The organism is Luteibacter yeojuensis, from assembly GCF_011742875.1.
Taxonomy (GTDB): Bacteria; Pseudomonadota; Gammaproteobacteria; order Xanthomonadales; family Rhodanobacteraceae; genus Luteibacter; species Luteibacter yeojuensis.
The window spans coordinates 852,328-876,277 of record NZ_JAAQTL010000001.1 but is presented as its reverse complement, the minus strand read 5'-3'; the positions used below and the strand labels follow the sequence as shown (position 1 = coordinate 876,277).

Genomic DNA, 23,950 nt, shown 5'->3' with positions numbered 1-23,950 from the left:
CGTTGACCGGCGTCAATGCGGCGCTGCCCCGTACGCGGTCCGATAGGCCTGCTTCCACTTCATGGGTGCGGCCTTGTTTCCTCATCTGCTCGTCGCGATCGACCGGCGCGCCAGCGCCCACCGCGCCGCCGCGCTGGGTGTCCGCACGGCGGCCTGTATCGGCGCCCGTGTAACGGTGCTGTTCGTCGTCACGCTGCCGGACGAGGCGCCCCCCTTCCCGGACGGGCCGGGTTCGCAGTCAGCCATCGATGCCGGCGAACGCCTCTTCCGCCGCATGCGCCGGATGGCGAACCTCGCGGGTGTGCCGTGTGTGTGCCGTTACGCTTTCGGACGCGATGCGCGGATGATCGTGCGCGAAGCGGCCACCGCGCACCATTGCGACCTGGTCCTGGTCAATGCGCCAGGAGCAGCGGTACCCGCGATCGGTGCAACAGCGCACGGGTGACGCCCCCGAAGACATACTCTGCTGCCCGGCTGTGACCATAGGCCCCCATGACGACAAGGTCCGCCGACATGTCGCGCGCCTCGCCGAGCAAGGCGTCCTCGACGGGTACGCCGCGACGATCGAGCACCTCGAAGCTGGCCGTCCGCTCGTGGCGCTCCAGGTGGGCGATGAGCGAGGACGCCCCCAGCATGCTCTCGCTGACGACGCGTGCCTCCCTGGCATCCGTCGCCGTGACCACGCGCAGCCGGCAGTCCTTCGGCAACCACCGCAATGCCTCGTGCAGGGCCCGTGCGGCCTCCGCCGTGTCGCTCCAGGCCACCAGGACCTGTCGCGGCCGCCGGGCGAGGCTGGCACCTCGTGGCACGACGACGACCGGCCGCCCGCCGCGGATCAGCAGCGGCACGAACCAACTGGCCGCCATCGGCTGCGCGGGCCCGCCGTCGGTGGGAACGCCAGCCACGACCAGCCCTGCGCCCCGCGCATGTCGCAGGACCGAGGCGGCGAGTTGCCGTTCCGGACACTCGGCCCTTTCGCATTCGACGTGCGTGTGCAGGCGCGCCATCGACCGGCGCAACGATTCCAGATGCGCCTCAGCGTCCGTCCGGCGTGCCAGGTGGTCCGTGGCGAGGGCGCTGAGGGGCGACTCTCCCCATGGACACGGCACGTGCTCGGGAAGCGGAACAGGCAGGAGCGCGCGCCACCGTGTGGTCCCCGGGACAAGGTGCGCCGCGGCTTCGAGCACGACGGCGTCGTGCGGATCCTGGCCGAGCAGCGAGAGGACGCCAGTGAAGGCGTCGACCGGTGCCCCGGCGGGACGCGATGTCCCGTCGTTCGCCGATGCGGTAGGAACCTTCGTCGAAGTCTGCATCGCGGGCGTCCCGACATCAGTGGGCGAACAGCACGGGCACCTGGGCCTGGAAGAACAGGTCGCGGGTGGTCCCGCCGATGACCCATTCGCGGACCTTCCCATGGCCGTAGCCCCCGGCGACGATCAGGCCCGCGGAAACGTGCCGCGCGTGTTCCATGATCGCTTCGCCCACGGAGCGCCCCCGCGACTTGCAGGTATCGAGGTGCGCCGCCACGCCATGCCGGCGGAGGTGCCGCAGGACGCCGGTCCCGCGGTCGTCGCGTGCTTCCAGCAGGTTGGCCACCGGATCGACGAGCAGGACGTCGACACGCTCGCACTTCTCCAGCAACGGCAGCGCGGCCTGCAAGGCACGCGCGGATTCGGCCGTGTCCGACCATGCCACGAGTGCGCGATTGGGCGGGTACGGCAGCAGGTTGTTCGGCGGCACGACCAGCACGGGACGACCCGACTCGTGCAGGAGCGTCGCGAAATAGCTGTGGGCTACCGCCACTTCCGCCTGCCCCTCCTCGGGACGCGCCAGGACGACCAGGTCGCAGTAGCGCGCGGCACTGGCCGCCAGGCTGCTCGGTTCGACGCACAGCGCTTCCAGGACGCGCACGTCGCCCGGCACGCCCATCGCGGCGATGGACTTCCGCGTGGTCGCGGCGCTTGCGCGCGCCGCGTCCCGGAGGTCTTCGTAGATCTGCGGAAAGCTCGGGTCGGGAATCATCGCCCACGGATCGATCATCGGTGCGGGCATCATCAGGAGGTGCAGCACCTCCAGCCTGGCGTCGAACTGCCGCGCCACCGCGCCGGCGAATTCGAGCGCGACGGCATCGCTTCGGGTCTGGGTCAATGCGACGGCGATCTCGCGCCAGGGGGAGTTCGCCAGGTGGCGGGCCGTCGTTTGGCTGGCGGGGGCGGACATGGGGGCTTTCCCTTGGTGAAGGAGTCTTCCTTGTAGGCCTTCCGCAAGCGGTCGCGTTGATGCAGATCAAGCAAGCGCGTGGGCGGCCTCCCCGCCCCAGCCGTTCTGACAGGTCAGCACCGGCACCGTCGCGCGCGCGCTGACGCGGCGCGAAAGATGGCCGGTGCGGGAACCCATCACGATCAGGTCGCAACCGGTATCCGCCACGCATTGCAGGATGGCGCGGTCCGGATGCGGATCGAAAGCCAGCCGTGTCTCGAAGCGGACGCCGGCATTCATGGCGAGCGAGCGAGCGCGGTCGAGATTGCATTCGGCCAGCGCGGCACACCCCGGATCGACGGACACCTCGGCGTTCGCGAAAAGACGGGCCAGCCACCGCCCACCCCGCCATGGCATGGCGGCGTGCAGGAACACCACCGGAACGACCGCGAGCTGGGCCAGCGACACACCCAGCGCGGCCGCGTCGTTCCCGAGGGTCGAACCGTCGGTCGCTATGAGGATCCGCGTGAACGGCGGCGCGCATCGACCGGACATGTCGCTTCGCGGCACGGTCTTCGCGCAGGTCAGGCACAGCAGCCGCGCGGCCTGGTTCGACGGAACGAGTTCATCGGGCACCTCGCCCTCGGTCAGGCCCGGGCGCAGGAGCGATCGATAGGGGAGCGACGGCTTGGTGTCCATGGCTTCTCCGGTGTGCGGATGAACGACTGTCCGAACCATTGCGCCGAAACCCGCGACGCATGTTGATCGTCATCAAGTACGGAAGGGCCGCCGCGGGAACGGCATGCACTTGACCGGCATCAAATCGCCCCCGTGCGGATCCGGTACAACCGGTCCATCGACCCGTGACAGGAACGACCATGAACACGACCACGCCTTCGCCCTCGCCCAGCACGGCTTCCCCGCAGGCACCCACCTGCCTGCCGGCCGTGGGCGACGTGCTGGCCATCGTCGCCGGACCGCGCGACGGCGCGGCCTACGTCGCCAGCCGCCTGGCTGGGCGCGAAGGCGGCTCCGTGACCGGGTGTGCGACCTCGCCGGCGTTTCTCGGCGGCCGCGCGTTCCGTGCCGACGCCACCGTCGCCGCGCTGCTGGAAGTGGCGCCTTCCGCCCAACGCCGGGAAGACCTGCATATCGGCGGCGCCGGCGACGCGTTCGTTCGTCTGGCTATTTCCGCGGGTGCCCGCGGCCCGCAGTGGGCGGTCATGGGTAACGACACCGCCCACACCCTCGCGATGTTGAGCGCATGGCACGACCTGATCGTCGTCCAACGGCCGACCGACCCGCATGCCGACCCGCTCGACGGACTGGGAATCCTGTTGATGGGAACGGGCTTGCCATGCCTCGTGCTCCCGGCCATCTGCGCGCCGAGTGGCGTGTTCGACCGTGTCGTCCTCGCGTGGGACGGCAGCCGTCCCGCCATTCGTGCGATCCGCGCGGCGCTGCCCCTCGTCGCGGCGGCCCAGGATGTCCTGCTCCTCGACGGCTGTGCGCCCCGGGACGGGAACGCGGATGCTCCTGGCTTCGAGCCCATGGCTTTCCTCGCGCGTCAGGGCATCGAGGCGACCCGGCGGCGCGTGCACGCGTCGCCGGCGGAAGCGGGTGCCACCATCCTGAAGAAAGCCCACCAGTTCAAGGCCGACCTGCTCGTGATGGGAGCGTATGGGCATACGCCATTGCGGGAGAAGCTCTTCGGCGGCGCCACGCGCCATGTCCTGACGCACGGCGACATCGCCACCCTCCTCTACCACTGATGCACCGGCCGCCGGCTATGCAAGCCGGCACGGCGAATCCTGGGCGGGGCACGCGACCGTCACGCCGCGCGAACGCAGGAACTGCGCCATGACCTGCATGCCGCCATGCTCCTCGCCATGCACGAGCAGGACCTGCCGCCGCGGTGAGCCGCCCAGCCATGCGAGGAGTTCGGGCTGCCCCGCATGCGCCGAAAACCCGTTGATCGTCCAGACATGCGCACGCACGGCGACATCGTGACGACCGACGCGTACCCGCTTCTGGCCGTCGATGATCTTCCTCGCCAGGGTCCCCTCCGCCGCGTAGCCCACGAAAACGACGCCCGCGCGATCGCGCTCCAGGTTGTGCAGGAGATGGTGAATCACGCGGCCTCCCGTGCACATGCCGGACCCGGCGAGGATGATCGCGCCGCCTTCGATCGTGTTGATCGCCATCGATTCGTCCACGCTGCGGGTAAAGCGCACGCGCGGCGTGTCGAAGGGATCCTCGCGGCGCAGCAGCGCGCGGAATCCGTCGCTGAGTCCCTCGGGATGGCGCCGGAAGACTTCCGTGGCCGAAATCGCCATCGGCGAATCGAGGAACACCGGCGTGCCTGCCGGTATCGCCCCCGCACGTATGCCGCGATGCAGGCAGTAGAGGATTTCCTGGGCGCGCTCCAGGGCGAACGTGGGGATGACCACGTTGCCGTGGCGGCGCAACGTGGTCGCCACGGCATCGAGGAACTCCTTTTCCGTGTCCGCGAAATCGCGGTGCGGGCGGTCTCCATAGGTGGTCTCCATCACCACGAAGTCGGCCTCGGGGGCCGGCGCGAGTTCGCGCATCATGCCGCTGCCGTGATGGCCGAGATCGCCGGAGAAGATCATCCGCCGGCGATTCGCACCGTCGTCCAGCTCCAGGAGGATGCTGGCGGAGCCCAGGATATGTCCCGCATCGAGGAACGTCGCACGAATCCCCGGTGCGATGTCGATCGCCTGCGCATAGCCGACGACGCGATCGAAGGCCTCCATCGCCTGGAACGCGTCGGCGATGGTGGAGAACGGCTCGGCCTGGACGTCGCCCCTCGCGACCGCGCGCCGTGCCTCCTGTTCCTGGAGCGACGCGGCGTCCATGAGCACGATGCGCGCCAGGTCGCGCGTCGCGGCGGTGGCCAGCACGGGGCCGGCGAAACCGTCGCGAACCAGCCTGGGCAAGCGCCCGCAATGATCGAGGTGCGCATGCGTGAGCAGGACGGCATCGATGGACCGCGGGTCGAAGGCGAACCCGCGCGCGTTCGCCTCGCTGGCCTCGCGTCCGCCCTGGAACAAGCCGCAGTCGACGAGGATCCGGCTGTCGCCGCATTGCACGAGGTGACAGGAGCCGGTGACGCCGCGCGCGGCACCGTGGCAGGTGTAGACGATCACGAGGCCTCCGCGGGCTTCAGAGCTGCAGGCTGTGGATCACCAGGCATGCGTCGTCGGGATCGCGGGTGCGCCTGAATCCCAGGAAGCTCGCGAGTTCGCGCATGTCCTTGTTCTCGGCCAGGTCCCTCGAGTACATGGACTTGAAGCCCTCGTGTCGCGCCATTTCGATGAGGTGGCGCATGAGAAGAACGGCGAGGCCGCGATGCCGCCAGTCGTCGGCGACCGTCACCGCGCATTCGCAACGCGTGCCGTCCTTGTCGCCCGCATAGCGGCTTATACCCACTTCGCGCAATTCGCCGTTGTCGTGGGCAAGCGCCACGAAGGCCATGGCGTGCTTGTAATCCACCTTCATGAGCTGGTCGAGCAGGCCAGGCGACGCCTCGCGGATCTCGCCAAGGAACCGGTTGCGTCGGGAAGCGGCGGACAAGCGCCGGATGAATGCCTCCTCCCGGCGGCGATCCTCGGGCCGCAGGGGGCGGATCAGCACAGGCGTGCCATCGTCGAGCGCCTCGATCCAGTGATCCCCTTCGATGGCGGGAAAATCGTGTTTGTCCGCGGGTGGCGTGGACGTCGTGGACGATCTCGGCATGGCGGCGTCTCCTAGTGGGAAAAAAGGACGGGAACCGGCGATTCGAGGAAGAGCTCGCGGGTGGTGCCGCCCACGGCCCATTCGCGCACGCGTCCATGGCCGTATCCGCCGGCGACGATGAGCTGGGCCTGTTTGCGGTGTGCCTGGTCCAGCAAGGCGCGGCTGACGGGCCCGTGGCCCGACGAGCAGGTGGTCAGTTCGGCACGAACGCCATGTTCGCGAAGGTGTGCCAGGAGTCCTTCGACCGATCGCCCGGCCGTCTCCAGTGCCGCCTTCGGCGCATCGACAATGACCACGTCGACGGCTTCCGACGCTTCCAGGAACGGCAGGGCGTCGTGCACGGCACGCGCCGCCTCGGCACTGTCCGCCCAGGCCACCACGGCATGCCGTGGCGGCAGGCGCGCCGCGGTTCCTTCGGGAACGACCAGTACCGGACGGCCGGATTCCAGGAGCAATCCGGCGAAGTACGCATGGGCCATGGAGACTTCGGAGGGCGAGTCGCCCGGACGACCCAGCACGCAAAGATCCGTGCGGCGTGCCGCCGCGGCCGCCATCGCGGGCGGCGCCGAGCAGAGCGCTTCCAGCGTTCTCACCTCGCCCCGTACGCGCATGGCCGACAAGCGGTGTTCCATCTCGCGCGCCTGGCGCGTGGCCTGGGTCCGGATGTCCGCATACCGCTGGACGAGCGAGGGATCGGGAATCAGCGCCCACGCGTCGGTGGCCTCCACCGGCATCGCGAGCATCTGCAGCAGGTGGAGGTTGGCACCGGCCCGGCGCGCGAGACTGCCCGCCAGCGTGATCGCCGACATGTCGCCGGTCAGCTGCGCGAGGACGACGGCGATGTCGCGAAGCGAAGCCATCGGGTCCACATCGCTCTTCTTCTCGCTCTCGTCGGGCTGGCGCCAGTTCAACGCATCGGCCGGATCCTGCGGATACATGCTCTCGCCCATCGCCGTCACCTTCCATTCGTGCTGGAGCCTTGTTGTAGGGCCAACGGCGGTTGGCGCCATTGACGCAGATCAACCTCGTGCCGCATTGATCCCGGTCAAGATGCCGCCGCGACGACAGCCGATGCTGAAGGTCAAAAGACGAGGCGAAGCCATGAAAGCGATCGAGATAGGCCGGCAGCATGTCCCCGTGGTGAGCGGTGTCACGCCCGTCGCCGAACTCGCCCGCGTGATGCAGAAGCACCAGGTGATGTGCCTGGTCGTCGTGGACGCGAACATGAAACCGATCGGCGTGATTTCGGAGCGGGACCTCGTGTTGCGGGCGTTGGCACCCGGCGTGGATTTCGTCCACATGACCGCCGCCGCGATCATGTCCACGCCCGCCATCGTCTGTAGCGAGGACGCCTCGCTCACGGATGTCGTCCGGGCCATGGCGGGCGGAGGCATCGCGCACCTTCCACTGGTCGGCGACCGCGGCCAACTGGCCGGCATGGTTTCGGCTACCGACGTGACCGCCGCGGTGACCGAATTGCTCGGGCAGCTCGCGAAGGCGCTGGCGCCGGATGCGCTTACCGATCGCCCCTATACCTAAGCAAGACAGCAAACATCGAGGTGACCATGTTCAAGCACATCCTGCTGCCCACCGACTGTACGCCCCTGTCGCTGCGCGCGGCCCGCGTGGCCGTCGAGCTAGCCAGGCGGTGCGGCGCCACGCTCTCCGTACTGCATGTGACCCGGTCCGCGCCCTCGCATGCCCATCGCGGCGGCGAAGCGGCGGTGGCGGAGATCGACAGGGCCGTCGAGGCGCAGCGGATCCACGCGACGCACCTTGGCGAAGTCGAGGCCCTGGCGATCGGCATGGGCGTGCGCTGTAGCGCCGCGGAAACAGAACACACCTCGCCCAGCCGCGCGATCGTGGAATTCGCCGATCGCCATGGCTGCGATCTCATCGTGATGGCGACCCACGGCAAGCATGGCCTGAAGCGGCTCGTCCTCGGAAGCCAGACGGAACAGGTGCTCCTCGCGAGCGACGTTCCCGTCCTGGTCTGCCCTTAGGAGACATCCTGTGTTCGAACGCATCCTCATTCTCGTCGACGGCTCCGCCGCATCGGACAGGGCCGTGCACGTGTGCATGGACGCGGCGGCGGCGCTGGGAAGCCACGTGTACGCATTGAACGTCATCTCCCCGCTTCCCTCGGTCAACCTGCTGGCCGACTACCTCGAGGGAAATGTCTGTTTCACGCGGGTCACCTCCCATGCGCGGGCCTTGCTCGACGCCGCGAAACAGGCGGGGAAAGCCGCTGGCGTCGACGTGTCCACGGAGTACACGTTCGACCGTCGCCCCGATACCGTCGTCGTGGCAAGGGCCAACGCGCACGGGTGCGACATGGTGGTGGTGCCGGGCCGGGGAAAGGACCATCCGCGCGCCTTCCTGCACGACGTCGCCCGCAACGTCCTCATGAACGGAGAGGTGCCGGTGCTGGTCTGTCCCTAAGGACATCAGGCACCGCGCCCGAGGGCTGCTTCAGTCCCTCGAGTTTCCGACGCTGCGCCATCATTCTATCCGGCGACATCTCTCATGTCCGGATTTTCCGCTTCGCGGTGCAATGCCCCAGGAATTCCAGCATCGCGCCATTGAAATATCCGGGCCGCTGCAGCGGGGCGAAATGGCTCACACCGGAGAGAAGGACAAAGCGTGCACCGGGGACGCTGCGTGCGATGTATTCGGCATGCTCGCGCTCGATGAATTCGTCGTGCTCGCCCAGGACGCTCCAAAGTGGAACCGAGATGTCCGCCAATTGCCCGGGGCCGAAGTCAGGCTGTCCGGCCTGCATCACGCCGAGGTCGTCACGCATGGCCTCGAACCCGCCGGCGACGGGCGAGAGGGACGCATAGTCCTCGACATGCCGGGCGTAGATGCGATCGATCACGGCGGACGGCTGGAACGGCTTTGTCCCCGTGCCGTCGACATTGCACGCGAAGAAGAACACGCCGGCGGAACGCTCCGGCGTTTCGCGCGACAGGACCAGCGCGATATCGGCCCCGTCGCTCCAGCCGACGAAGGCGGCCCTGGCGACGCCAAGCGCATCCATGACGGCTCGCGTGTCCGACGCCATCAGCTCGTACGTATAAGGTCGTGCATCGCGGGTGGAGCGGCCCTGGCCGCGACTGTCGATCACGATCGCCGTATATCCCGCCTCGACCAGGGCGGGAACCTGATACCCCCAGTTGCCCGCATTCCCAAGCCCGCCGTGCAGCAAGACGACCGGCGGGCCGGCGCCGAAGCTGGCGTACCAGATGCGGGCGTTTTCGTTCACGGCGTAGCCGCTCGCGGCCGGTACGGGAAGCGCGGGAATACCGTGAGCTTGCAGATGTGTCAGGTCATCGTCGCGGAAGGCACCGGACTGCATCGTCACGCATTCCCTGCCGGCGGGCGCCGGTCGTCGATACGGGTCCGCGTGGTCACCAGCTCTCCCGGAGCCATGGAAAAGCCGTCCGCCAGGAAGCCCAGCTCCGCCTCGGCCGTGTTGCTCGCGTGAACGCCACGATGGTCGATGCGAATGCGGCCACGGGCCCCACGAGTACGGCCAGGACGCCGTTTGCCAGGCGTCGCCAAGTCGGAGTAAAGCAGCACGGTGCGCCATGCTTCCTGGAAGGCCTCGTGATCGAAAGCATTCGCCTTGTCGGCATACGCCATGCCGCGACCTGCGAGGGTCAGTGCACCGGTAGCCACCGTGAAGCCCTTGAGGAGATCGCGACGATTCATGAGTTGCCCCTGCCATTGACCCAACGAGTATGGCGGCAGCGCAATTCACTGTCACGATCCAAACGCCCCATGGCAGCCATTTGTCAAACCTCCCGATTTTCGTGGAAGATGTCGACAGAGGCGCACCCGGGCCCCATTCGGCCCCTTGTCTTCGTCATGAGGCGAACATGAAGCGATCGTCAAGCGAGCAAGACCCTCTCCGGTTTGGACAGCCAGCCGCGCATATCGATTCGACGGCAGAACGAGGGGGAACCGGCCGGGCTGCCTCGCTCGGGAACTTCATCGACGGCAGCCCGCGCATGTCGGCGCAGCGGCGGCAGCTTCGCGCCATGACCGACGCTCCCATCCAACGCGTGCAGAACTATGCGAAGTCGGTACTGACGAGCGTTCCTGTAGCCCCGAGCTTCACCAGCGCGAAAGTCGGTGCCTTCACCGTCCCCAAGCGGATGCTTGCCAGACCGCTGGCTCTCCCGAACGGGATCCACACGGGGAAGAGGGAGACGGTAAACACGCCCTTGTGGCAGAAGCTCAAAGCCGAGCAGGAAGCCATCGCCTTCAAGGACGGACACCTGCTGAATCACAAGTTCGGCGGTCCGGCGGACGCCAGGAACATGGTGCCGATCTCGACGGACGCCAACGCCCAGATGATTCCTTTCGATGCGCACGTGGAAGCGTTGCTGACGAGGGGTGTCGTCGTGGACCTCGAAGTGTCGGCCAACTATGGGCGCAACGACGGTCTCACTAGCGCGCAGAATGCCATTCCCACCTCACTCGATATGCGCATGATCCCGCAGCGGCTCGACGGTCAAGCATGGGTGGACGATCGCGAGGAACCCGTCGTCGTCCAGAACGTCAAGATCAATCTCGAAAGCGATTCGAATCAGTCCAAGAAGGCCAAACGCAAGTCCACCGAATACGTCAAACGAGACCAGGTCTGGGCAAACTTCGGTGTCCTCGCCAACGCGGCACCGCAGGCGACGGAAGAAGGGCCCGAGCAACCGGACGACCAACTTGCGCGCAAGAACGAAAAAGAACGCCAGGCCAACTATCGTTCGTTTACCACCCTGCCGCAGTGGACCCGATGGAAGCAGGACCAGCGCGAAAAAGGCCGTGACAAGGGCGCGCAGGACATCGTGTCGGGCAACCTCGTCGATGCCGCCTGGATCGGTGCCCACGACTCGGAAGAATTCGAAATGGACGAGAGCCAGATCGAAAAGGACGAGTTCGACGAGTTCGACCTGGAGTCTTACCTGATCGATACCCTGGTTTCCCAAAGCACCGATTGGATGGAAAAGGCCGGGATCGTCCAGAATAACCCCAGCCTCATCGGCAAGGTGAGAGCCCTGGGCTGGACGGACGTTGCCAACCTGCTGACCGACTACCTGGCTCTCGACCTTTCCAAATATCGCGTTACGACCGTTTAGGGTCGAGCTGCGTCAGGGTTCCGTGCCCCCTCGGCGTCTTGATCGACGTGCAGGTACCGCCAGGCACGTTGACCCAGGCATTCTTCTGGTAGTCGGCCTTCGCCGTGCCCGCACAGATGGTGCCCGGGCCGGCCGAGCAATCGTTCTGGCCGGCTTTCGCCACGCCCCAGCACTTTTCGACGGAGGCCTTGACCTCGGGCTTCTTTGCCTGGTCTTCGGCATGGGCCATGCCTGCCGCGAAGGCAAGCGTCATGGCGAGGGCGGTGATGTGACGGTTGTTCATGGATCCCCTGCGAGTTGGCGCCGGTAGACAGCCCGGCGCTGGAGTGTTCGCCGCGGGAGGTGCTCCGGTTACACGAAGCGATCGGATGCCCTCGCCCCAGGCCGTCATGGTCCTGTGGATTCGACCGTTTTTCCCTCTTTCGGGACCTGACTATCGGCACATGCGTTCCAGTCGCCCGGCTTCCTATGGTCGGAGGTTTGCGCCGCCCGCCAGGACCATCCCCACCATGCGATATCCCCTTCCGCTGGCCATCTGCCTCGCGCTGAGCGCCGTGGCATGCGCGCCGTCCGCCCCGCCCGCGCCGCCGCCGCTGACGGACTTCACCACCAACTCCGGCGCGCCGCTGACGCCCGAGCAACAGGCGGTGTCGTTCGAACACGCCGACCTGCACTTCAAGGTGGACCCGGAAGCCCGTCGCCTCGAAGGCGATGCCACCCTCACCTTCCGGCTGAAATCGCCACTCAAGCGCGTGGTGCTCGACCTCGACAGGAACCTGCCGATCGACGCGGTGGAAGTGGATGGCCAGCGTGTGGCCGCCTCGGCCTATCGCAATACGGACGGCCATCTGGACATCGACCTTCCGCATCCGCTGGACACCGGCGCGACGACGGCGGTGCGCGTGATCTACCACGGCCGGCCGCATACGGCGGTCAAGCCGCCGTGGGACGGCGGCATGGTCTGGTCGACCACCCCCAGCGGTCAGCCCTGGATCGCTTCGGCGGTGGAAGGCGAAGGCTGCGACATCTTCTGGCCGTGCATCGACCATCCCACGGGCCGGCCAAAGCTGGTGGACGAGCACGTCACCGTGCCGGCACCGCTGGTGGCCGTGGGCAACGGCGTGGCCATCGGCATGGAAGAAAAGGACGGCATGCGCACCTATCACTGGCGTGCGCATGAAGTGAGCACCTACGGCATCTCGCTGAACATCGGGCCATACCGCGAACTGACGGCCACCTATAAGAGCCGCTTCGGCGACTCCTATCCGATGCACTACTGGTACGTGGACGACGAGGCCAAGGCACGCACGCTTTTCGCCGAGTTCCCGCACATGCTCGATTTCCTCGAGGGAACCATCGGCCCCTACCCGTTCCGCTCGGAAAAGATGGGCGTCGTGGAAACCCCGTACAAGGGCATGGAACACCAGACGGTGAACGCGTATGGCAACAACTACGCGAAGACGCCTTATGGCTATGACGACCTGCTGCAGCACGAACTCTCGCACGAGTGGTTCGGCAACCAGGTGACCAACGTCAACTGGGACGACATGTGGATCCACGAGGCCTTCGCGACCTACATGCAGCCGCTCTACGCCGAATCCATCGGTGGCAAGCAGGCCTATTTCGCGAGCCTCATGCGCCTGCGCAGCATCCTCGCCAATCGCCATGCCATCGTCTCGGGCACGCCGCGTCGCGAGGAGGACGTCTACAACGACGATCGCGGTGGCCCCGGCCAGGACATCTACAACAAGGGTGCGCTGATGCTGCACACCCTGCGTAACCTCATAGGCGACGACGCCTTCTACCGCTCGGTTCGCCTGATGGTCTACGGCACCGAGAACCCGCTGCCGGGCAATTTCGCCCCGCGTTACGGCACCACGAAGGAGTTCATCGACATCGTCGACAAGGTCACCGGCAAGGACATGGGCTGGTTCTTCAACGTGTACCTGTATCAGGCGGCACTGCCCGAACTGCAGGTAAAGCAGGATGGCACGCTGCTGCACCTGAGCTGGCGCGTGCCGGGCAACGGCCCCTTCCCGCTCCCGGTGGACGTGAAGGTCGGCGACCGCGTGGTGACCCTGCCCATGGCCGACGGCAAGGGCGACGTCACGCTACCGGCCGAGAACACCTTGTACGTGGTGGACCCGGACTCGAAGCTGCTCCGGCGCGACGTGGGCATGGAAGCCTATGGTGAATACGCCAGGCAGCACCGGGGCAAGAACCGATAAAAAATTGCGGGTAACCCCTGTAATTCGAGCCGTTCGTTCCCTCGTCCCGCCCTAGGCTTGTCCTGGGGCGGGACACAGGATGAAGAGATGACGAATGGCTAAGAAGTTACGAGTAGCGCTTTACGGCGCAAGTGGACACACCGGACAGCTGGTCGCGGCGGAACTCGTCGAACGAGGCTACACGCCCCTGTTGGCTGGACGGAATCGCAACGCATTGCAGCGCGTGGCGGAAGGTCTAAACGGTGCGGCGACCATCGCCACCGCGGAAGTCGGCGATACGGTGGCACTGCACGCGATGTTCCACGGGGCCGACGTGGTGATCAACTGTGCCGGCCCGCATGCGGACACGTCATTCGCCCTCGCGCTGGCCGCCATCGATCGCGGCGCGCATTACCTCGACACCAATGCCGTGGAGCAACTGGCCGCAAGGCGTCTGTTCGACAACCTGGGCCGCGCCGCCGAACGTGCCGGCGTGGTCCTGGTGCCGGGATTGGCCACTTTCGGAGGCCTCGGCGATCTCCTTGCCAGCCGCCTGACTAGCGGCATGGGCAAGGTGACGACGATTGCCGCGGCCTATCGCGTCGATGGCTGGATTCCCACGCGCGGCTCGATGATGACGGCATCCCGGACGCAGGGCGAGCCGAGACTGCGCTACGAATCGGGCCAGTTCACCACCGCGCTCGAATCGCCGAAGATCGGCGTCTTCGACTTCGGCCCCGACCTCGGGCCGCTTGCCGTCGTCGAAAACTATCCTGGCGTCGACATGGCGACGATTCCGCAGCATACCGACGCCTGCGACGTTGCGATCCACATGGCGTTGTCGACCATCCAGGCGTTCAGGTCGATCGACCCTGCCATGGCAGCGGGGACGGGCGCGGAGGCAAGGAAGATGACCGAGTTTTCGGTACTGGTCGAAGCGCGCCACGGCGACGATGTGCGACGGATCATCGCCCACGGGAAGGATATCTACGGCTTCACCGCGACCATGCTTGGCACGGCGGTGGATCGCCTGCGCGACGACTTGCCGGTAGCGGGCGCGCTGGCTCCCGCCATGGCGTTCGAAGCGCATGGGTTCCTCGACGCACTGGCGGCGCAGGGGCTGACCATTCACGATATTCCGGAAACCGAACGCAGTCGGGAGGCTTCATGAGTCAGGCGGTGGAAAAGATCAATCTCGAGCAGAAGTTCGGCTCGTTCCAGGAACACTGGCGGCCCAAGACGATCGCAGGCTTGAACGGCCAGGAAGTCAAGGTCGTCAAGGTGCAAGGTGTCTTCCCCTGGCACACGCATGCGGTCGAGGAAGAAATGTTCCTGGTTTGGCGCGGCGTGTTCCGTGTCGAGTTCAGGGACCGCGTCGTGGAACTCCATCCTGGGGAAATGGTGGTGGTTCCCTGCGGCGTGGAGCACCGCACCGCAGCGGACGAAGAAGCCGAAGTGATCATTTTCGAGCCGGCGGCGACACGCAACACCGGCGACGTGATCGACGAGGTGTATACCGCACCGCTCGATGCCCATATCTGACATGCCGGGCATCGATCATTTCGGCGCATTCCTCATGGGATGCGCCGTCCTGAACCTGACACCGGGGCTGGATACGTTCTACATACTGGCGCGCAGCAGCCGCGAGGGCCGGGTTGTCGGCATCGCGGCCGCGCTGGGCATCAACGCAGGCTGTCTCGTCCATACCGTGGCGGCCGTGCTGGGCGTTTCGACCATCCTCGCCACGTCGGCGGCGGCATTTGCCGCACTCAAGTACATCGGCGCGGCTTACCTGTGCTGGCTTGGTATTCGCATGCTCCTGAAACGGCCCGTTGCGGAGACGGCCACCGTGACCGAAGGCCGCGGATTCATGCCGGCGTTCATGCAGGGGCTTTTCACCAACGCGCTCAATCCCAAGGTCGCCTTGTTCTACCTGGCGTTCCTCCCACCCTTCGTTTCCCTGCATGCGGCGAACGTGCCGTTCGCCCTGCTGGTCCTTGGCCTCAGCTTCATCGCGACGGGCCTGTGCTGGTCGATGGTGCTTGCATTGGTTGGCGCGCGCTTCAGGAACCTCCTCGAGGGAAGGCCGGCCACCCAGACATGGATGGACCGGGCGTGCGGCGCCGTGCTCGTCGGCTTCGGTTCCCTTCTCGCGATACAGCAGCGACGTTAGCGCCGTTCCGGGGCCTCGATGGGTACCCGGAGCGACGTCTTCACGCGATCCATGGCGATGAGCGTCTCGAACCGCTTCACGTTGCCGTTGGCGAAGAACAGCCGGCGGGTAAGGCGCTCGTATTCGGCCATGTCCGCCACCGTCACGACCAGCACGAAGTCGGTGGCTCCGGTGACGTAGTAGCACTGCTGCACATTGGGATCGTCCGTGAAGCTCTTCTTTGCCTTGTCGATGAGGTCGGAGGTCTCGTTCTCCACCTGCACGAGCACCACGATCGTGAGCGCGCTGCCGATTCGCTCGGGGTCGACGACCGCCACGTTTTCCTGGATGACGCCCTCCTTCTCCATGCGCCGGATGCGGCGTTGCACGGCGGGCGCGGAGAGGTTCACACGATCGCCGATCACTCGCTGTGGCGTCAGGTTGTCCTGCTGGAGGATGCGGAGGATGGCGAGATCGAAGGCGTCGGGCGGATCGATCGTGGCGGAGCGGCGGGGACGAGCCATGGTTTCACGCACAAATTGTTCGTTTGAAGCGCATTTATACAGCAATCGATGGATTGTTACGCAGCTATTATTCGTTCATGGAGGATCCTGACACCATGTTCGAACTCAATACCCTGCCCGACTACCGGCAACCGCTGGAAAAGGCCGACAGGCTGGCCCTGCAGTGCAAGCCGAACCCCGACCTGGACACTTTCCTGAGGTTGAGTGGCGGCGGAGATCCCACGCCGCTGCACTCGCTGCGCGCTCTGGCCGCCCATCTAGACGTCGCCGCCATCCACGTGAAAGACGAAGGCTTCCGTCTCGGCATGGGGAGCTTCAAGGCACTCGGTGGCGGTTATGCCGTGGCCCGGATGATCCTCGAGGAAGCGAGCTTGCGACTGACGCGCACCGTGACGTTCGACGAACTCCAGACGCCCGCGGTGGAAGCCGTGGCGAGAACGATGACCTTCGCATGCGCCACCGACGGCAACCATGGCCGGTCCGTGGCGATGGGCGCGGCCAGGATGGGGGCGCAGTCCGCGATCGTTGTCCATGAGGGCGTCAGTGGCCCGCGCGTGGACGCCATCAGGAACGCGGGCGCCACGATCATCCGCGTTCCGGGTACCTACGACGATGCGGTGGCACAGGCATCGCGCTTGTGCGCGGAATGCGGATGGCGGCTGGTGTCGGATACGTCATGGATCGGGTACGAGCATGTCCCGCTGCTGGTCATGCAAGGCTATACCGCGATTGTGCGTGAGATCGTCGACGCACTGCCCGAGCCGCCGACGCACGTCTTCCTCCAGGCCGGGGTCGGCGGCATGGCCGCGGCAGTCGCCGCATGCCTCGCCGATGCCTACGGCAGCTGGGCGCCCATGACGACCGTCGTCGAACCCGACCGCGCCGCCTGCGTGTTCCGGAGCGCCGCGGCTGGCAAGCCACTGAAGATCGCCGCCACCGAACCGACGGTGATGGCGATGCTCGAGTGCTACGAGCCGTCGATGGTGGCGTGGCGCATCCTGGCGCGCCTCGCCGACGTGTTCATGACCGTGGACGAGCAGGAAGCGATCGACGCCATGCGTTGCTTCGCCGATCCCTGCGGGGACGATCCCGCGATCGTCGCCGGGGAAAGCGGCGGTGTCGGGCTCGCCGGCCTACTCCAGGTTGCGGGCCGCGCACGCTACCGGGATGTCATCGGCTTGGACACCGATTCCCGTGTGCTGGTGATCAATACCGAAGGCGCGACCGATCCGCTTCGCTACGAAAAACTTCTCGCACAGGTAGCCTTTTCATGACGATCGACGAACAGATGCTTGCCTGGCGCCGGGCTGCAACGGCATCGCGGGCTCACTTAACGTCCGGCAACGTGTCCAAGGAACGACCATATGCGCATCTTGCCCGCCATTGTCTCGCTTTGCCTGCTTTGTGCGCTCCCGGCGCTCCCGGCGCACGCCGGGCAGGCCCTGCAACACCTGATCGACGGTGCCAGGGAATCGCACAGCAGCTCGATGGTCGTATGGCAGGACGGCCACGAACTCGGGCATTACTACGCGAACGGGCATGCGCCGGGCCCGATCGAACTGATGTCGGTAACCAAATCCGTGGTCGCGCTGGGCATCGGCCAGTTGATGGCCGAGGGCAAGATCACCTCGCTCGACCAGCCGGTGGCCGATTTCTATCCCGAGTGGCGGCAGGGCCGGAAGAAGGACATCACCATCCGGATGCTGATGAACCACCGGTCCGGCCTGCAGAACGTGCCGCGGACCGATGCGGAGATCGCGCCGGCAGCGGATGCGATCCAGCTTGCGCTCACCGCCGAACTCAGCAACCCACCGGCACGAACCCCAGCTACAACAACAAGACCGTCAACCTGCTGGCCGGCGTTATCGGGAAAGCCTCGGGCAAGCCGATGGACGCGTTCTTCCGCGATGGGCTCTTCAAGGCCATGGATATCCATCCGGGCCCATGGGAAAAGGACAAGGCGGGCCATCCCTATGCGATGTCCGGACTGCCCCTGACCGCCACGGACCTCGGCAAGCTGGGGCAACTCGTGCTGGATCGCGGCAGCTGGCATGGACGGCAACTCATTCCCGCGAGCTATATCGACACGATGCTGGGTCAGGCGAACGCAGAACGCATGGGATTGCTCTGGTGGCAGACGCCCATGTGGACGCACTTCGACGCCGATCCAGCGGCAGCCGGAGTACTTCGCCAGCGCGGCGTGCCGGAAGAAACGGTGACATTTCTGGAGCACGGCCTGTCCGGCACGCATTTCGATAGCGTGCCCGCCATGCACGCGGGGCTGGAGAAGGTACTCGGCCAGAACGCCCGCAATATCCTCGGCGAACAGCTCATCAGCCGCGGCATCGGCCCGTACCGCCTGTTCAAGGTTACCTACGGCCCCATCGCCGCCTACGACGGCAATGGCGACGGCGGCCAGTACGTCGTCATCCTGCCCACGGCGAACCTCGTCGCCGTCCGCCAGATCGACGCGAACAGCGACCAGGAAAAGCAAGGCGAAGACTACGACGACTTCATCGACCGGGTAATCGACGTCGCTAAGTCGGAAGGCCGTCTGCCGCCGGCGACAAACTGACCCGCAGCTCCCGGTAGGCGCGGGCGAGGTCGACGAGCGAGAAGTGCCGGTTGAGGCCGCTGGGGTTCGGGAGCACCCAGGCCTCGCTTCCACCGAAGGTTCCCGTCTGCCGGCCCCAGGAGAAATACGCCTTGCCGGTGTGGACGATCCAAGCCGGCTTGCCGAGGAAGGCGACGACGCGTGGCTTGAGCTGGCGGATCTTCGCTTCGAGATCGCGGAGGCCGGCACGCAACTCCGAGACATTGACCTCGGCGGCCGTTCGCGAAGCGCGCGGCGCGGCCGTCGTGAGGCCGTAGCCGTATTCGAGCAAGCGAACGTCTTCGGCGGGCGAAAGCTGTACCGGCGTGAAGCCGGCGAGGTGCAGCGCCGGCCAGAAGCGGTTCCCGCGACCGGCGAAGTGCTGGCCGATACATGCCGCGCGCTGGCCGGGATTGATGCCGCAGAAGACCGCCGACAGGCCGGGGGCAAGGATGTCCGGCAGCGTCATGACTTCGGCCTCGTACGCGCGTGTTCGCGGGCGATACCGCGCAGGAGCATGCGGCCGATGGCCGGATCGCCGTACCGCCCCGTGATCTGCGCGCGGACCACCAGCCCTTCCATGACGACCGCGACCGCCTCGGCAACCTCCCCCGGGCGCGACAGACCCAGGCGGCCGGCGACCTCCTCCACGTAAGTGGCGATATCCGTCTCGTGATCCGCGACGACACGCGCGATCGATTCCTCGCCATGCGCGCCCTCCGCCACGGTGTTGGCGAACGTGCAGCCACGAAAGTCGGACTGGGCGAACCAGGAATCCATGGCATCCGCGATGACTTCGAGGCCCGCGCCCTTCTTCGCCAGGCGGGCATCCACCTCCGCACGGAACCAGTCGATCCATTCCCGGCGCCGGCGTTCCAGGAACGCCACGATGAGGTCCCGCTTGGCCGGGAAATGGCGGTAGAACGACATTTTCGCCACGCCGGATTCCGCGATGATCCGGTCGATGCCGGTGGCGCGCAGGCCTTCCCCGTAAAAGAGGCGATTTGCGGTATCCAGGATGCGCTGGCGGGCGGGAATCGGTGTATTCGTGGTCGCGGGCATGGAGTGCTCCTCCTTTTGGCCATCTTGACATACAGACCTGTCTACCTCAACTATAGCGACATAGACAGATCTGTCTTACCCAGGATTCCCCCCGTGAACGCCCCGACTCGCGACTCCCTCCTCGACTTCTTCACCGAAACCTCGTTCCTGAATGCCGGGAGCGCCCCGTATATCGAAGGGCTCGCCGACCGTTACAAGGAAGACCCCTCATCGCTGCCCGAGGAATGGCGGCAGGCGCTGGAGGAGATCGCGGCCCGTCCTGCGCCGGTCGGGCCGGGGCTCGCGCCGGCATCGGGTGCGGCGGCATCCGGCGTCGCGGCCATCCGCGATACCGCGGGTGCATTGGCGCTCGTGAACGCATTCCGCACCCGGGGGCACTTCGGTGCCCGGCTCGATCCTCTTGGCCTCGACGGCGGCCGCTCTCCGGCGGAGCTGGATCACCGCGCCCACGGCTTCACCGATGCCGACCTGGACCGGCCTATCTTCGTCGACGGCGTACTCGGCTACGAGGCAGTCACGCTGCGTACGCTGGAAGGCGCGCTGCGCGAGCGCTACTGCGGCGCCATCGGTTACGAATACATGCACATTGCCGATAGCGAGCAACGAGCATGGCTGCGCGAGCGCATCGAAGGCCGCGCCGCCGGCCGGCTCGCGGACGACGAGCGGATGGCGCTCCTGGCGAAGCTGGTCGAGGTGAAAGGCTACGAGCGGTACCTGGACAAGAAATTCGTCGGTACGACGCGTTTCGGCCTGGACGGCGCGGAAGCCACCATTCCCGCGCTGGAAGCGATCATCGAAGCCGCCGCACGGCATGGCGTGACCGAGGTGCAACTCGGCATGGCCCACCGTGGCCGCCTCAGCGTCATGACGCACGTCCTGCGCAAACCTCACCGCGCGGTGTTCCATGAGTTCAGGGGCGGATCGCCGTTCCCCGACGGCGTCGCGAATTCGGGCGACGTGAAATACCACATGGGCGCATCGACGGATCGCGACTACGCTGGAAAGACCGTGCATCTGTCGCTGGCCGCCAACCCGTCGCATCTGGAGATCGTGGATCCAGTCGTCCTCGGCAAGGTCCGCGCCAAGCAGGACCGCAAGGGCGATCGCGACGCGCGATCGAGCGTCCTTCCGCTCCTCGTTCATGGCGATGCCGCGTTCGCCGGCCAGGGCGTGGTGTCCGAAACCTTCGCGCTCTCGGGGCTGAAAGGCTACCGGACCGGCGGCTCGGTGCATTTCATCATCAACAACCAGATCGGATTCACCACCGACCCGGGCTATTCGCGTTCCACGCCCTACCCCTCCGACGTAGCCAAGGCGATCGATGCGCCGATCTTCCACGTCAACGGCGACGATCCCGAAGCGGTCGTCGCGGTGTCGCGGCTGGCGCTGGAATACCGCCAACGCTTCGGCACACCTGTCGTCATCGACATGGTGTGCTTCCGCTATTACGGGCATAACGAAGGCGACGAGCCGGCGTTCACGCAACCGGCGATGTACAAGGCCATCCGCTCGCACAAGTCGACCCTGGATTCGTATGCCGAACGGTTGATGGCCGAGGGCACAGTGACCGTCGCGACGCTCGAGGAGATGAAGGCGGCCTGGGTCGCGTATCTCGATACGGAATTCGCGGCCAGCGAGTCGTTCCGTCCGACGGGTACGCCCTGGCTCGAGGGGCGATGGGAGGGGCTTCGCCCCGATACAACCGATGACCCGGGCGATACCTCGGTGGCACCCGAAACGCTTGACCGCGTCGGCAAGGCGCTGACACGCGTCCCCGACGGTTTCACGCTCCATCCCACCGTCAGGCGCTTCGTCGAAGCGCGCGGCAAATCCATCGCGGAAGGCACAGGCATCGACTGGTCGACGGCGGAAGCGTTCGCACTGGGCACGCTCCTGCACGAGGGAACGCCTGTCCGCCTCAGCGGTCAGGACACCGAGAGGGGCACGTTCTCGCAACGCCATGGCGTACTGATCGATCAGGCGACGGGCGAGCGCCATGCGCCGATCGCATCCGCCGCCACAGGCGATGCGTCGTTCGACATCGTCAACAGCCCGCTCTCGGAGGAAGCCGCGCTCGCCTTCGAATACGGCTACACGCTCGCCGAACCGCATACGCTCGTCCTCTGGGAAGCGCAGTTCGGCGACTTCGCCAACGGTGCCCAGGTGGTCTTCGACCAGTTCCTCTCTTCCGCGGAACGCAAGTGGCTGCGCATGTCGGGCCTGGTCTGCCTGCTTCCGCACGGTTACGACGGACAAGGTCCCGAACATTCGTCCGCGCGGCTAGAGCGCTTTCTGCAAAGCGCGGCGGAGGACAACTGGCAGGTTGCCAACTGCACCACGCCTGCGAACTACTTCCACATCCTCCGGCGGCAGATGCGGCGCGACGTGCGCAAGCCACTCATCCTCATGACACCCAAGAGCCTGCTCCGCCATCGCAGGAGCAAGTCGGCGCTGAGCGAACTCGGGCCGGGCAGTTCATTCCAACCCTTATTGCGGGACGATGCCGACGCCGGCGGCAGGACGCTGGAACTGCTGCCCAACGCGAAGATCCGCCGTGTCGTGGCCTGCTCGGGCAAGGTCTACTTCGACCTTCTCGAGGAACGCGAGAAGCGTTCGAGCAACGACGTCTACCTGATCCGCGTGGAGCAACTCTACCCCTTCCCCAGGGAGGGCTTCGCGCGCGAACTGGCGCGTTTCCCGGGTGCCGAACTGGTGTGGTGCCAGGAGGAACCCATGAACATGGGTGCCTGGAGCTTCGTGGAGCCGATCCTTCGTGGAATCCGGCCACCCGTGTATGTGGGCCGTCCGGCGGCGGCCTCGCCGTCGGTCGGTGCCTCCGGCCGTCACCAGGAAGAGACCGCGCGTTTCCTCGCCGAAGCCTTTGCCTGACCCTTCATGCGAGCGTGACCGCGTCGCACAGACGTGCGATGGCCTCGCTTCCGGCTCGCGCGCCGTCGTCGTCGACGGGCGCGAACTCGGTCACCGTGAAGCCGACCACCTCGGCGGCGCGGGCGACGCGGCTTACCCAGGCGACGGCATCGTCGAGCCTGAATGCGCCGTCGGGGTAAGCCACGTGCGGAAAATCCCTCGGGTCGAGCACGTCCAGGTCGAAGTGGATGTGCACGGGACCGTCGACGGCCGTGCCGGGATCCAGCGAGGTCAGGTTCAATTCGCGCTGGAGCGCGCGGTCGCCGTCGTCGCCGACACGGGCACCCAGATAATGGAAACGCGCCGGATCGACAGGCTCGCCGAGAAGCGCCCGTATCGGCGCCGGCGCACGTCCGAGGATCGCGCTCACCGGCATGCCATGAAAGTTGCCGCTGGGCGTGGTTTCCGGCGTGTTCGCATCGAGATGGGCATCGACCCAGATCACACGCAGGCCGGGGTGCACGCTGTTGAGGTAACCGACGATGGCCACGTCCACGGCACAATCGCCGCCCGCGGCCAGCACGCGCCTCGCACCCGATCGCGCGAGGATCTCGGCGGCGCTTCGGAACTGGGCGAAAATCGCTTTCCAATGCCTGACGCCGTGTTCGACGCCCGGGTCGTCGTTCGACAACGGCACGCCGACGAAGGGCGCATAGCGTTCGATCACCGCGGCGGCCGCCTGCGCGCCGCGCGGCAGGTTTTCGTGGCGCCCCGACCCCTGCCACTGTGGGTAGCCCAGGCTGAGGTCGAAGGCTTTGCGGGTCGAAGACATCGGCCGCACACTACAACGGCCGGCCGGCCCGATGCCAGCCCACGCCCTTCGGCACCCCGCGCCCTCCGGCCTGGGTCATTCGCCGTCGAACGCCGCCTTGATCTTCGCGATGTCGATCTTCTTCATCGTCATCATCGCCTGCATCGCGCGCGCGGCCGCGGCGCTATCGGAGCTGGTGAACATCGGGATCATCTGGCGTGGCACGATCTGCCAGGACAGGCCGAACTTGTCCTTCAGCCACCCACACTGACCTTCGCTGCCGCCGGAGCTCAGCTTCGCCCACAGATCGTCGACTTCGGCCTGGGTTTCGCAGTCGACCATCAATGAAATCGCTTCGGTGAACGGAAAGTTCGGGCCGGCGTTGAGTGCCAGCAGATGCTGGCCTTCGATCTCGAAACGCAGCGTGAGTACCTTGCCCTTCTGCGAGGGCACCGCGTCGCCATAGTGCGATACCTCCAGGATGCGCCCGTTCCTGAAGATCGACAGGTAATGGTTCACCGCCTCCTCGGCGTTGAAGTCGAACCAGAGGCAAGGGGTGATCTTGGCTGGAACGGTCATGGCGACGACTCCCGTGATGGTCGCGCCATGAAATCAGAATCCGCTATCCGATGCCACC

Annotated in this window: 26 protein-coding genes and 1 pseudogene; 13 read left to right on the top strand and 14 right to left on the bottom strand. The window is 66.3% G+C overall.

Translation table 11 applies throughout. The features are described from left to right. Positions 1-61 precede the first annotated feature (61 nt). Positions 62-445 carry a universal stress protein gene (locus tag HBF32_RS03910; protein WP_205287692.1) on the top strand — a complete coding sequence of 128 codons (384 nt, stop codon included), beginning with the start codon at positions 62-64 and terminating at the stop codon, positions 443-445. Here the strand turns inward: HBF32_RS03910 and HBF32_RS03905 are convergent. From HBF32_RS03905 to HBF32_RS03895, 3 genes are all read right to left on the bottom strand, one after another. Then, the gene (locus HBF32_RS03905) at positions 393-1,313 is read right to left on the bottom strand and encodes a universal stress protein (RefSeq protein WP_166698312.1); all 921 of its coding nucleotides are present in this window, start codon (positions 1,311-1,313) and stop codon (positions 393-395) included. The genes HBF32_RS03910 and HBF32_RS03905 overlap by 53 nt on opposite strands. Positions 1,314-1,329: 16 nt before the next feature. Further along, positions 1,330-2,220: a universal stress protein gene (locus HBF32_RS03900; protein ID WP_166698311.1), complete on the bottom strand. Its 891-nt coding sequence runs from the start codon at positions 2,218-2,220 to the stop codon at positions 1,330-1,332. Between the two features lie 66 nt (positions 2,221-2,286). After that, complete coding sequence (locus HBF32_RS03895; protein ID WP_166698310.1) at positions 2,287-2,898, bottom strand: universal stress protein; 612 nt, start codon at positions 2,896-2,898, stop codon at positions 2,287-2,289. Positions 2,899-3,077: 179 nt separating this feature from the next. On the opposite strand from HBF32_RS03895, the gene HBF32_RS03890 reads away from it, so the two are divergent. Beyond that, entirely contained in the window at positions 3,078-3,971 is an 894-nt protein-coding gene (locus tag HBF32_RS03890; RefSeq protein ID WP_166698309.1) for a universal stress protein, read from the top strand. A gap of 15 nt (positions 3,972-3,986) precedes the next feature. On the opposite strand, the gene HBF32_RS19585 is transcribed toward HBF32_RS03890, so the two are convergent. The 3 genes from HBF32_RS19585 to HBF32_RS03875 are packed head-to-tail and all read right to left on the bottom strand — an operon-like array spanning position 3,987 to position 6,908. Next, on the bottom strand, positions 3,987-5,369 hold the full coding sequence (locus tag HBF32_RS19585; RefSeq protein ID WP_166698308.1) for an MBL fold metallo-hydrolase: 1,383 nt from the start codon (positions 5,367-5,369) through the stop codon (positions 3,987-3,989). A gap of 16 nt (positions 5,370-5,385) precedes the next feature. After that, the gene (locus HBF32_RS03880) at positions 5,386-5,958 is read right to left on the bottom strand and encodes a GNAT family N-acetyltransferase (protein ID WP_166698307.1); all 573 of its coding nucleotides are present in this window, start codon (positions 5,956-5,958) and stop codon (positions 5,386-5,388) included. 11 nt (positions 5,959-5,969) lie between these two features. Then, positions 5,970-6,908: a universal stress protein gene (locus HBF32_RS03875; RefSeq protein ID WP_166698306.1), complete on the bottom strand. Its 939-nt coding sequence runs from the start codon at positions 6,906-6,908 to the stop codon at positions 5,970-5,972. 151 nt (positions 6,909-7,059) lie between these two features. Between HBF32_RS03875 and HBF32_RS03870 the strand changes: the two genes are divergently transcribed. From HBF32_RS03870 to HBF32_RS03860, 3 genes are read left to right on the top strand one after another with little or no spacing between them, the layout of a single operon-like run. Then, positions 7,060-7,497, top strand: coding sequence for a CBS domain-containing protein (locus HBF32_RS03870; protein ID WP_166698305.1), 438 nt, complete (start codon positions 7,060-7,062; stop codon positions 7,495-7,497). A gap of 26 nt (positions 7,498-7,523) precedes the next feature. Continuing rightward, positions 7,524-7,961: a universal stress protein gene (locus tag HBF32_RS03865; protein ID WP_166698304.1), complete on the top strand. Its 438-nt coding sequence runs from the start codon at positions 7,524-7,526 to the stop codon at positions 7,959-7,961. Between the two features lie 10 nt (positions 7,962-7,971). Continuing rightward, on the top strand, positions 7,972-8,400 hold the full coding sequence (locus HBF32_RS03860) for a universal stress protein (RefSeq protein WP_166698303.1): 429 nt from the start codon (positions 7,972-7,974) through the stop codon (positions 8,398-8,400). An 82-nt stretch (positions 8,401-8,482) separates the two neighbouring features. Here the strand turns inward: HBF32_RS03860 and HBF32_RS03855 are convergent, their stop codons facing one another. Further along, the gene (locus HBF32_RS03855) at positions 8,483-9,316 is read right to left on the bottom strand and encodes an alpha/beta fold hydrolase (RefSeq protein ID WP_166700418.1); all 834 of its coding nucleotides are present in this window, start codon (positions 9,314-9,316) and stop codon (positions 8,483-8,485) included. Between the two features lie 2 nt (positions 9,317-9,318). Continuing rightward, on the bottom strand, positions 9,319-9,672 hold the full coding sequence (locus tag HBF32_RS03850) for a twin-arginine translocation signal domain-containing protein (protein ID WP_166698302.1): 354 nt from the start codon (positions 9,670-9,672) through the stop codon (positions 9,319-9,321). A gap of 167 nt (positions 9,673-9,839) precedes the next feature. Between HBF32_RS03850 and HBF32_RS03845 the strand changes: the two genes are divergently transcribed. Continuing rightward, positions 9,840-11,096, top strand: coding sequence for a hypothetical protein (locus HBF32_RS03845; RefSeq protein WP_166698301.1), 1,257 nt, complete (start codon positions 9,840-9,842; stop codon positions 11,094-11,096). On the opposite strand, the gene HBF32_RS03840 is transcribed toward HBF32_RS03845, so the two are convergent. Further along, positions 11,083-11,379 (bottom strand): BufA1 family periplasmic bufferin-type metallophore, encoded by a 297-nt coding sequence (locus tag HBF32_RS03840; RefSeq protein WP_166698300.1) that lies wholly within the window; start codon positions 11,377-11,379, stop codon positions 11,083-11,085. The genes HBF32_RS03845 and HBF32_RS03840 overlap by 14 nt on opposite strands. A gap of 226 nt (positions 11,380-11,605) precedes the next feature. Here HBF32_RS03840 and HBF32_RS03835 point away from each other — a divergent pair, with 226 nt between their 5' ends. From HBF32_RS03835 to HBF32_RS03820, 4 genes are all read left to right on the top strand, one after another. Then, entirely contained in the window at positions 11,606-13,324 is a 1,719-nt protein-coding gene (locus tag HBF32_RS03835) for a M1 family metallopeptidase (RefSeq protein ID WP_205287691.1), read from the top strand. A gap of 94 nt (positions 13,325-13,418) precedes the next feature. Next, positions 13,419-14,474, top strand: coding sequence for a saccharopine dehydrogenase NADP-binding domain-containing protein (locus HBF32_RS03830; RefSeq protein ID WP_166698298.1), 1,056 nt, complete (start codon positions 13,419-13,421; stop codon positions 14,472-14,474). Beyond that, the gene (locus HBF32_RS03825; RefSeq protein WP_193570323.1) at positions 14,471-14,845 is read left to right on the top strand and encodes a cupin domain-containing protein; all 375 of its coding nucleotides are present in this window, start codon (positions 14,471-14,473) and stop codon (positions 14,843-14,845) included. The genes HBF32_RS03830 and HBF32_RS03825 overlap by 4 nt, the downstream gene beginning before the upstream one ends. Beyond that, positions 14,832-15,476, top strand: a complete 645-nt coding sequence (locus tag HBF32_RS03820) for a LysE family translocator (RefSeq protein ID WP_166698297.1) — start codon at positions 14,832-14,834, stop codon at positions 15,474-15,476. The genes HBF32_RS03825 and HBF32_RS03820 overlap by 14 nt, the downstream gene beginning before the upstream one ends. On the opposite strand, the gene HBF32_RS03815 is transcribed toward HBF32_RS03820, so the two are convergent. Continuing rightward, positions 15,473-15,979, bottom strand: a complete 507-nt coding sequence (locus tag HBF32_RS03815) for an Lrp/AsnC family transcriptional regulator (RefSeq protein WP_166698296.1) — start codon at positions 15,977-15,979, stop codon at positions 15,473-15,475. The genes HBF32_RS03820 and HBF32_RS03815 overlap by 4 nt on opposite strands. Before the next feature lie 95 nt (positions 15,980-16,074). Between HBF32_RS03815 and HBF32_RS03810 the strand changes: the two genes are divergently transcribed. Together HBF32_RS03810 and HBF32_RS19210 are read left to right on the top strand one after the other, a co-directional pair. Continuing rightward, the gene (locus HBF32_RS03810; protein WP_166698295.1) at positions 16,075-17,253 is read left to right on the top strand and encodes a diaminopropionate ammonia-lyase; all 1,179 of its coding nucleotides are present in this window, start codon (positions 16,075-16,077) and stop codon (positions 17,251-17,253) included. Positions 17,254-17,343: 90 nt separating this feature from the next. Further along, positions 17,344-18,554, top strand: a pseudogene (locus HBF32_RS19210) (serine hydrolase domain-containing protein). Here the strand turns inward: HBF32_RS19210 and mug are convergent. After that, on the bottom strand, positions 18,517-19,041 hold the full coding sequence (gene mug / locus HBF32_RS03800) for a G/U mismatch-specific DNA glycosylase (RefSeq protein WP_166698294.1): 525 nt from the start codon (positions 19,039-19,041) through the stop codon (positions 18,517-18,519). The pseudogene HBF32_RS19210 and the gene mug overlap by 38 nt on opposite strands. After that, complete coding sequence (locus HBF32_RS19205; RefSeq protein WP_166698293.1) at positions 19,038-19,634, bottom strand: TetR/AcrR family transcriptional regulator; 597 nt, start codon at positions 19,632-19,634, stop codon at positions 19,038-19,040. The genes mug and HBF32_RS19205 overlap by 4 nt, the downstream gene beginning before the upstream one ends. A 93-nt stretch (positions 19,635-19,727) precedes the next feature. Here HBF32_RS19205 and HBF32_RS03790 point away from each other — a divergent pair, with 93 nt between their 5' ends. Continuing rightward, a complete protein-coding gene (locus tag HBF32_RS03790) occupies positions 19,728-22,523 on the top strand; it encodes a 2-oxoglutarate dehydrogenase E1 component (protein ID WP_166698292.1) in 2,796 nt (931 codons plus the stop codon). Positions 22,524-22,527: 4 nt separating this feature from the next. On the opposite strand, the gene HBF32_RS03785 is transcribed toward HBF32_RS03790, so the two are convergent. Both HBF32_RS03785 and HBF32_RS03780 read right to left on the bottom strand, forming a co-directional pair. After that, a complete protein-coding gene (locus HBF32_RS03785) occupies positions 22,528-23,334 on the bottom strand; it encodes an arginase family protein (protein ID WP_166698291.1) in 807 nt (268 codons plus the stop codon). Positions 23,335-23,409: 75 nt separating this feature from the next. Beyond that, positions 23,410-23,892, bottom strand: coding sequence for a VOC family protein (locus HBF32_RS03780; protein WP_166698290.1), 483 nt, complete (start codon positions 23,890-23,892; stop codon positions 23,410-23,412). Positions 23,893-23,950: the final 58 nt, after the last annotated feature.

Coding starts and splice junctions, on each gene's coding strand:
- HBF32_RS03865 (WP_166698304.1), top strand. CDS start 7,524: ATGTTCAAGCACATCCTGCTGCCCACCGACTGTACGCCCCTGTCGCTG.
- HBF32_RS03840 (WP_166698300.1), bottom strand. CDS start 11,379: ATGAACAACCGTCACATCACCGCCCTCGCCATGACGCTTGCCTTCGCG.
- HBF32_RS03810 (WP_166698295.1), top strand. CDS start 16,075: ATGTTCGAACTCAATACCCTGCCCGACTACCGGCAACCGCTGGAAAAG.
- HBF32_RS19205 (WP_166698293.1), bottom strand. CDS start 19,634: ATGCCCGCGACCACGAATACACCGATTCCCGCCCGCCAGCGCATCCTG.
- HBF32_RS03835 (WP_205287691.1), top strand. CDS start 11,606: ATGCGATATCCCCTTCCGCTGGCCATCTGCCTCGCGCTGAGCGCCGTG.
- HBF32_RS03870 (WP_166698305.1), top strand. CDS start 7,060: ATGAAAGCGATCGAGATAGGCCGGCAGCATGTCCCCGTGGTGAGCGGT.
- HBF32_RS03910 (WP_205287692.1), top strand. CDS start 62: ATGGGTGCGGCCTTGTTTCCTCATCTGCTCGTCGCGATCGACCGGCGC.
- HBF32_RS03890 (WP_166698309.1), top strand. CDS start 3,078: ATGAACACGACCACGCCTTCGCCCTCGCCCAGCACGGCTTCCCCGCAG.
- HBF32_RS03830 (WP_166698298.1), top strand. CDS start 13,419: ATGGCTAAGAAGTTACGAGTAGCGCTTTACGGCGCAAGTGGACACACC.
- HBF32_RS03895 (WP_166698310.1), bottom strand. CDS start 2,898: ATGGACACCAAGCCGTCGCTCCCCTATCGATCGCTCCTGCGCCCGGGC.
- HBF32_RS03785 (WP_166698291.1), bottom strand. CDS start 23,334: ATGTCTTCGACCCGCAAAGCCTTCGACCTCAGCCTGGGCTACCCACAG.
- HBF32_RS03855 (WP_166700418.1), bottom strand. CDS start 9,316: ATGCAGTCCGGTGCCTTCCGCGACGATGACCTGACACATCTGCAAGCT.
- HBF32_RS03815 (WP_166698296.1), bottom strand. CDS start 15,979: ATGGCTCGTCCCCGCCGCTCCGCCACGATCGATCCGCCCGACGCCTTC.
- HBF32_RS03900 (WP_166698311.1), bottom strand. CDS start 2,220: ATGTCCGCCCCCGCCAGCCAAACGACGGCCCGCCACCTGGCGAACTCC.
- HBF32_RS03850 (WP_166698302.1), bottom strand. CDS start 9,672: ATGAATCGTCGCGATCTCCTCAAGGGCTTCACGGTGGCTACCGGTGCA.
- HBF32_RS03905 (WP_166698312.1), bottom strand. CDS start 1,313: ATGCAGACTTCGACGAAGGTTCCTACCGCATCGGCGAACGACGGGACA.
- HBF32_RS03845 (WP_166698301.1), top strand. CDS start 9,840: ATGAAGCGATCGTCAAGCGAGCAAGACCCTCTCCGGTTTGGACAGCCA.
- HBF32_RS03875 (WP_166698306.1), bottom strand. CDS start 6,908: ATGGGCGAGAGCATGTATCCGCAGGATCCGGCCGATGCGTTGAACTGG.
- mug (WP_166698294.1), bottom strand. CDS start 19,041: ATGACGCTGCCGGACATCCTTGCCCCCGGCCTGTCGGCGGTCTTCTGC.
- HBF32_RS03825 (WP_193570323.1), top strand. CDS start 14,471: ATGAGTCAGGCGGTGGAAAAGATCAATCTCGAGCAGAAGTTCGGCTCG.
- HBF32_RS03880 (WP_166698307.1), bottom strand. CDS start 5,958: ATGCCGAGATCGTCCACGACGTCCACGCCACCCGCGGACAAACACGAT.
- HBF32_RS03780 (WP_166698290.1), bottom strand. CDS start 23,892: ATGACCGTTCCAGCCAAGATCACCCCTTGCCTCTGGTTCGACTTCAAC.
- HBF32_RS03820 (WP_166698297.1), top strand. CDS start 14,832: ATGCCCATATCTGACATGCCGGGCATCGATCATTTCGGCGCATTCCTC.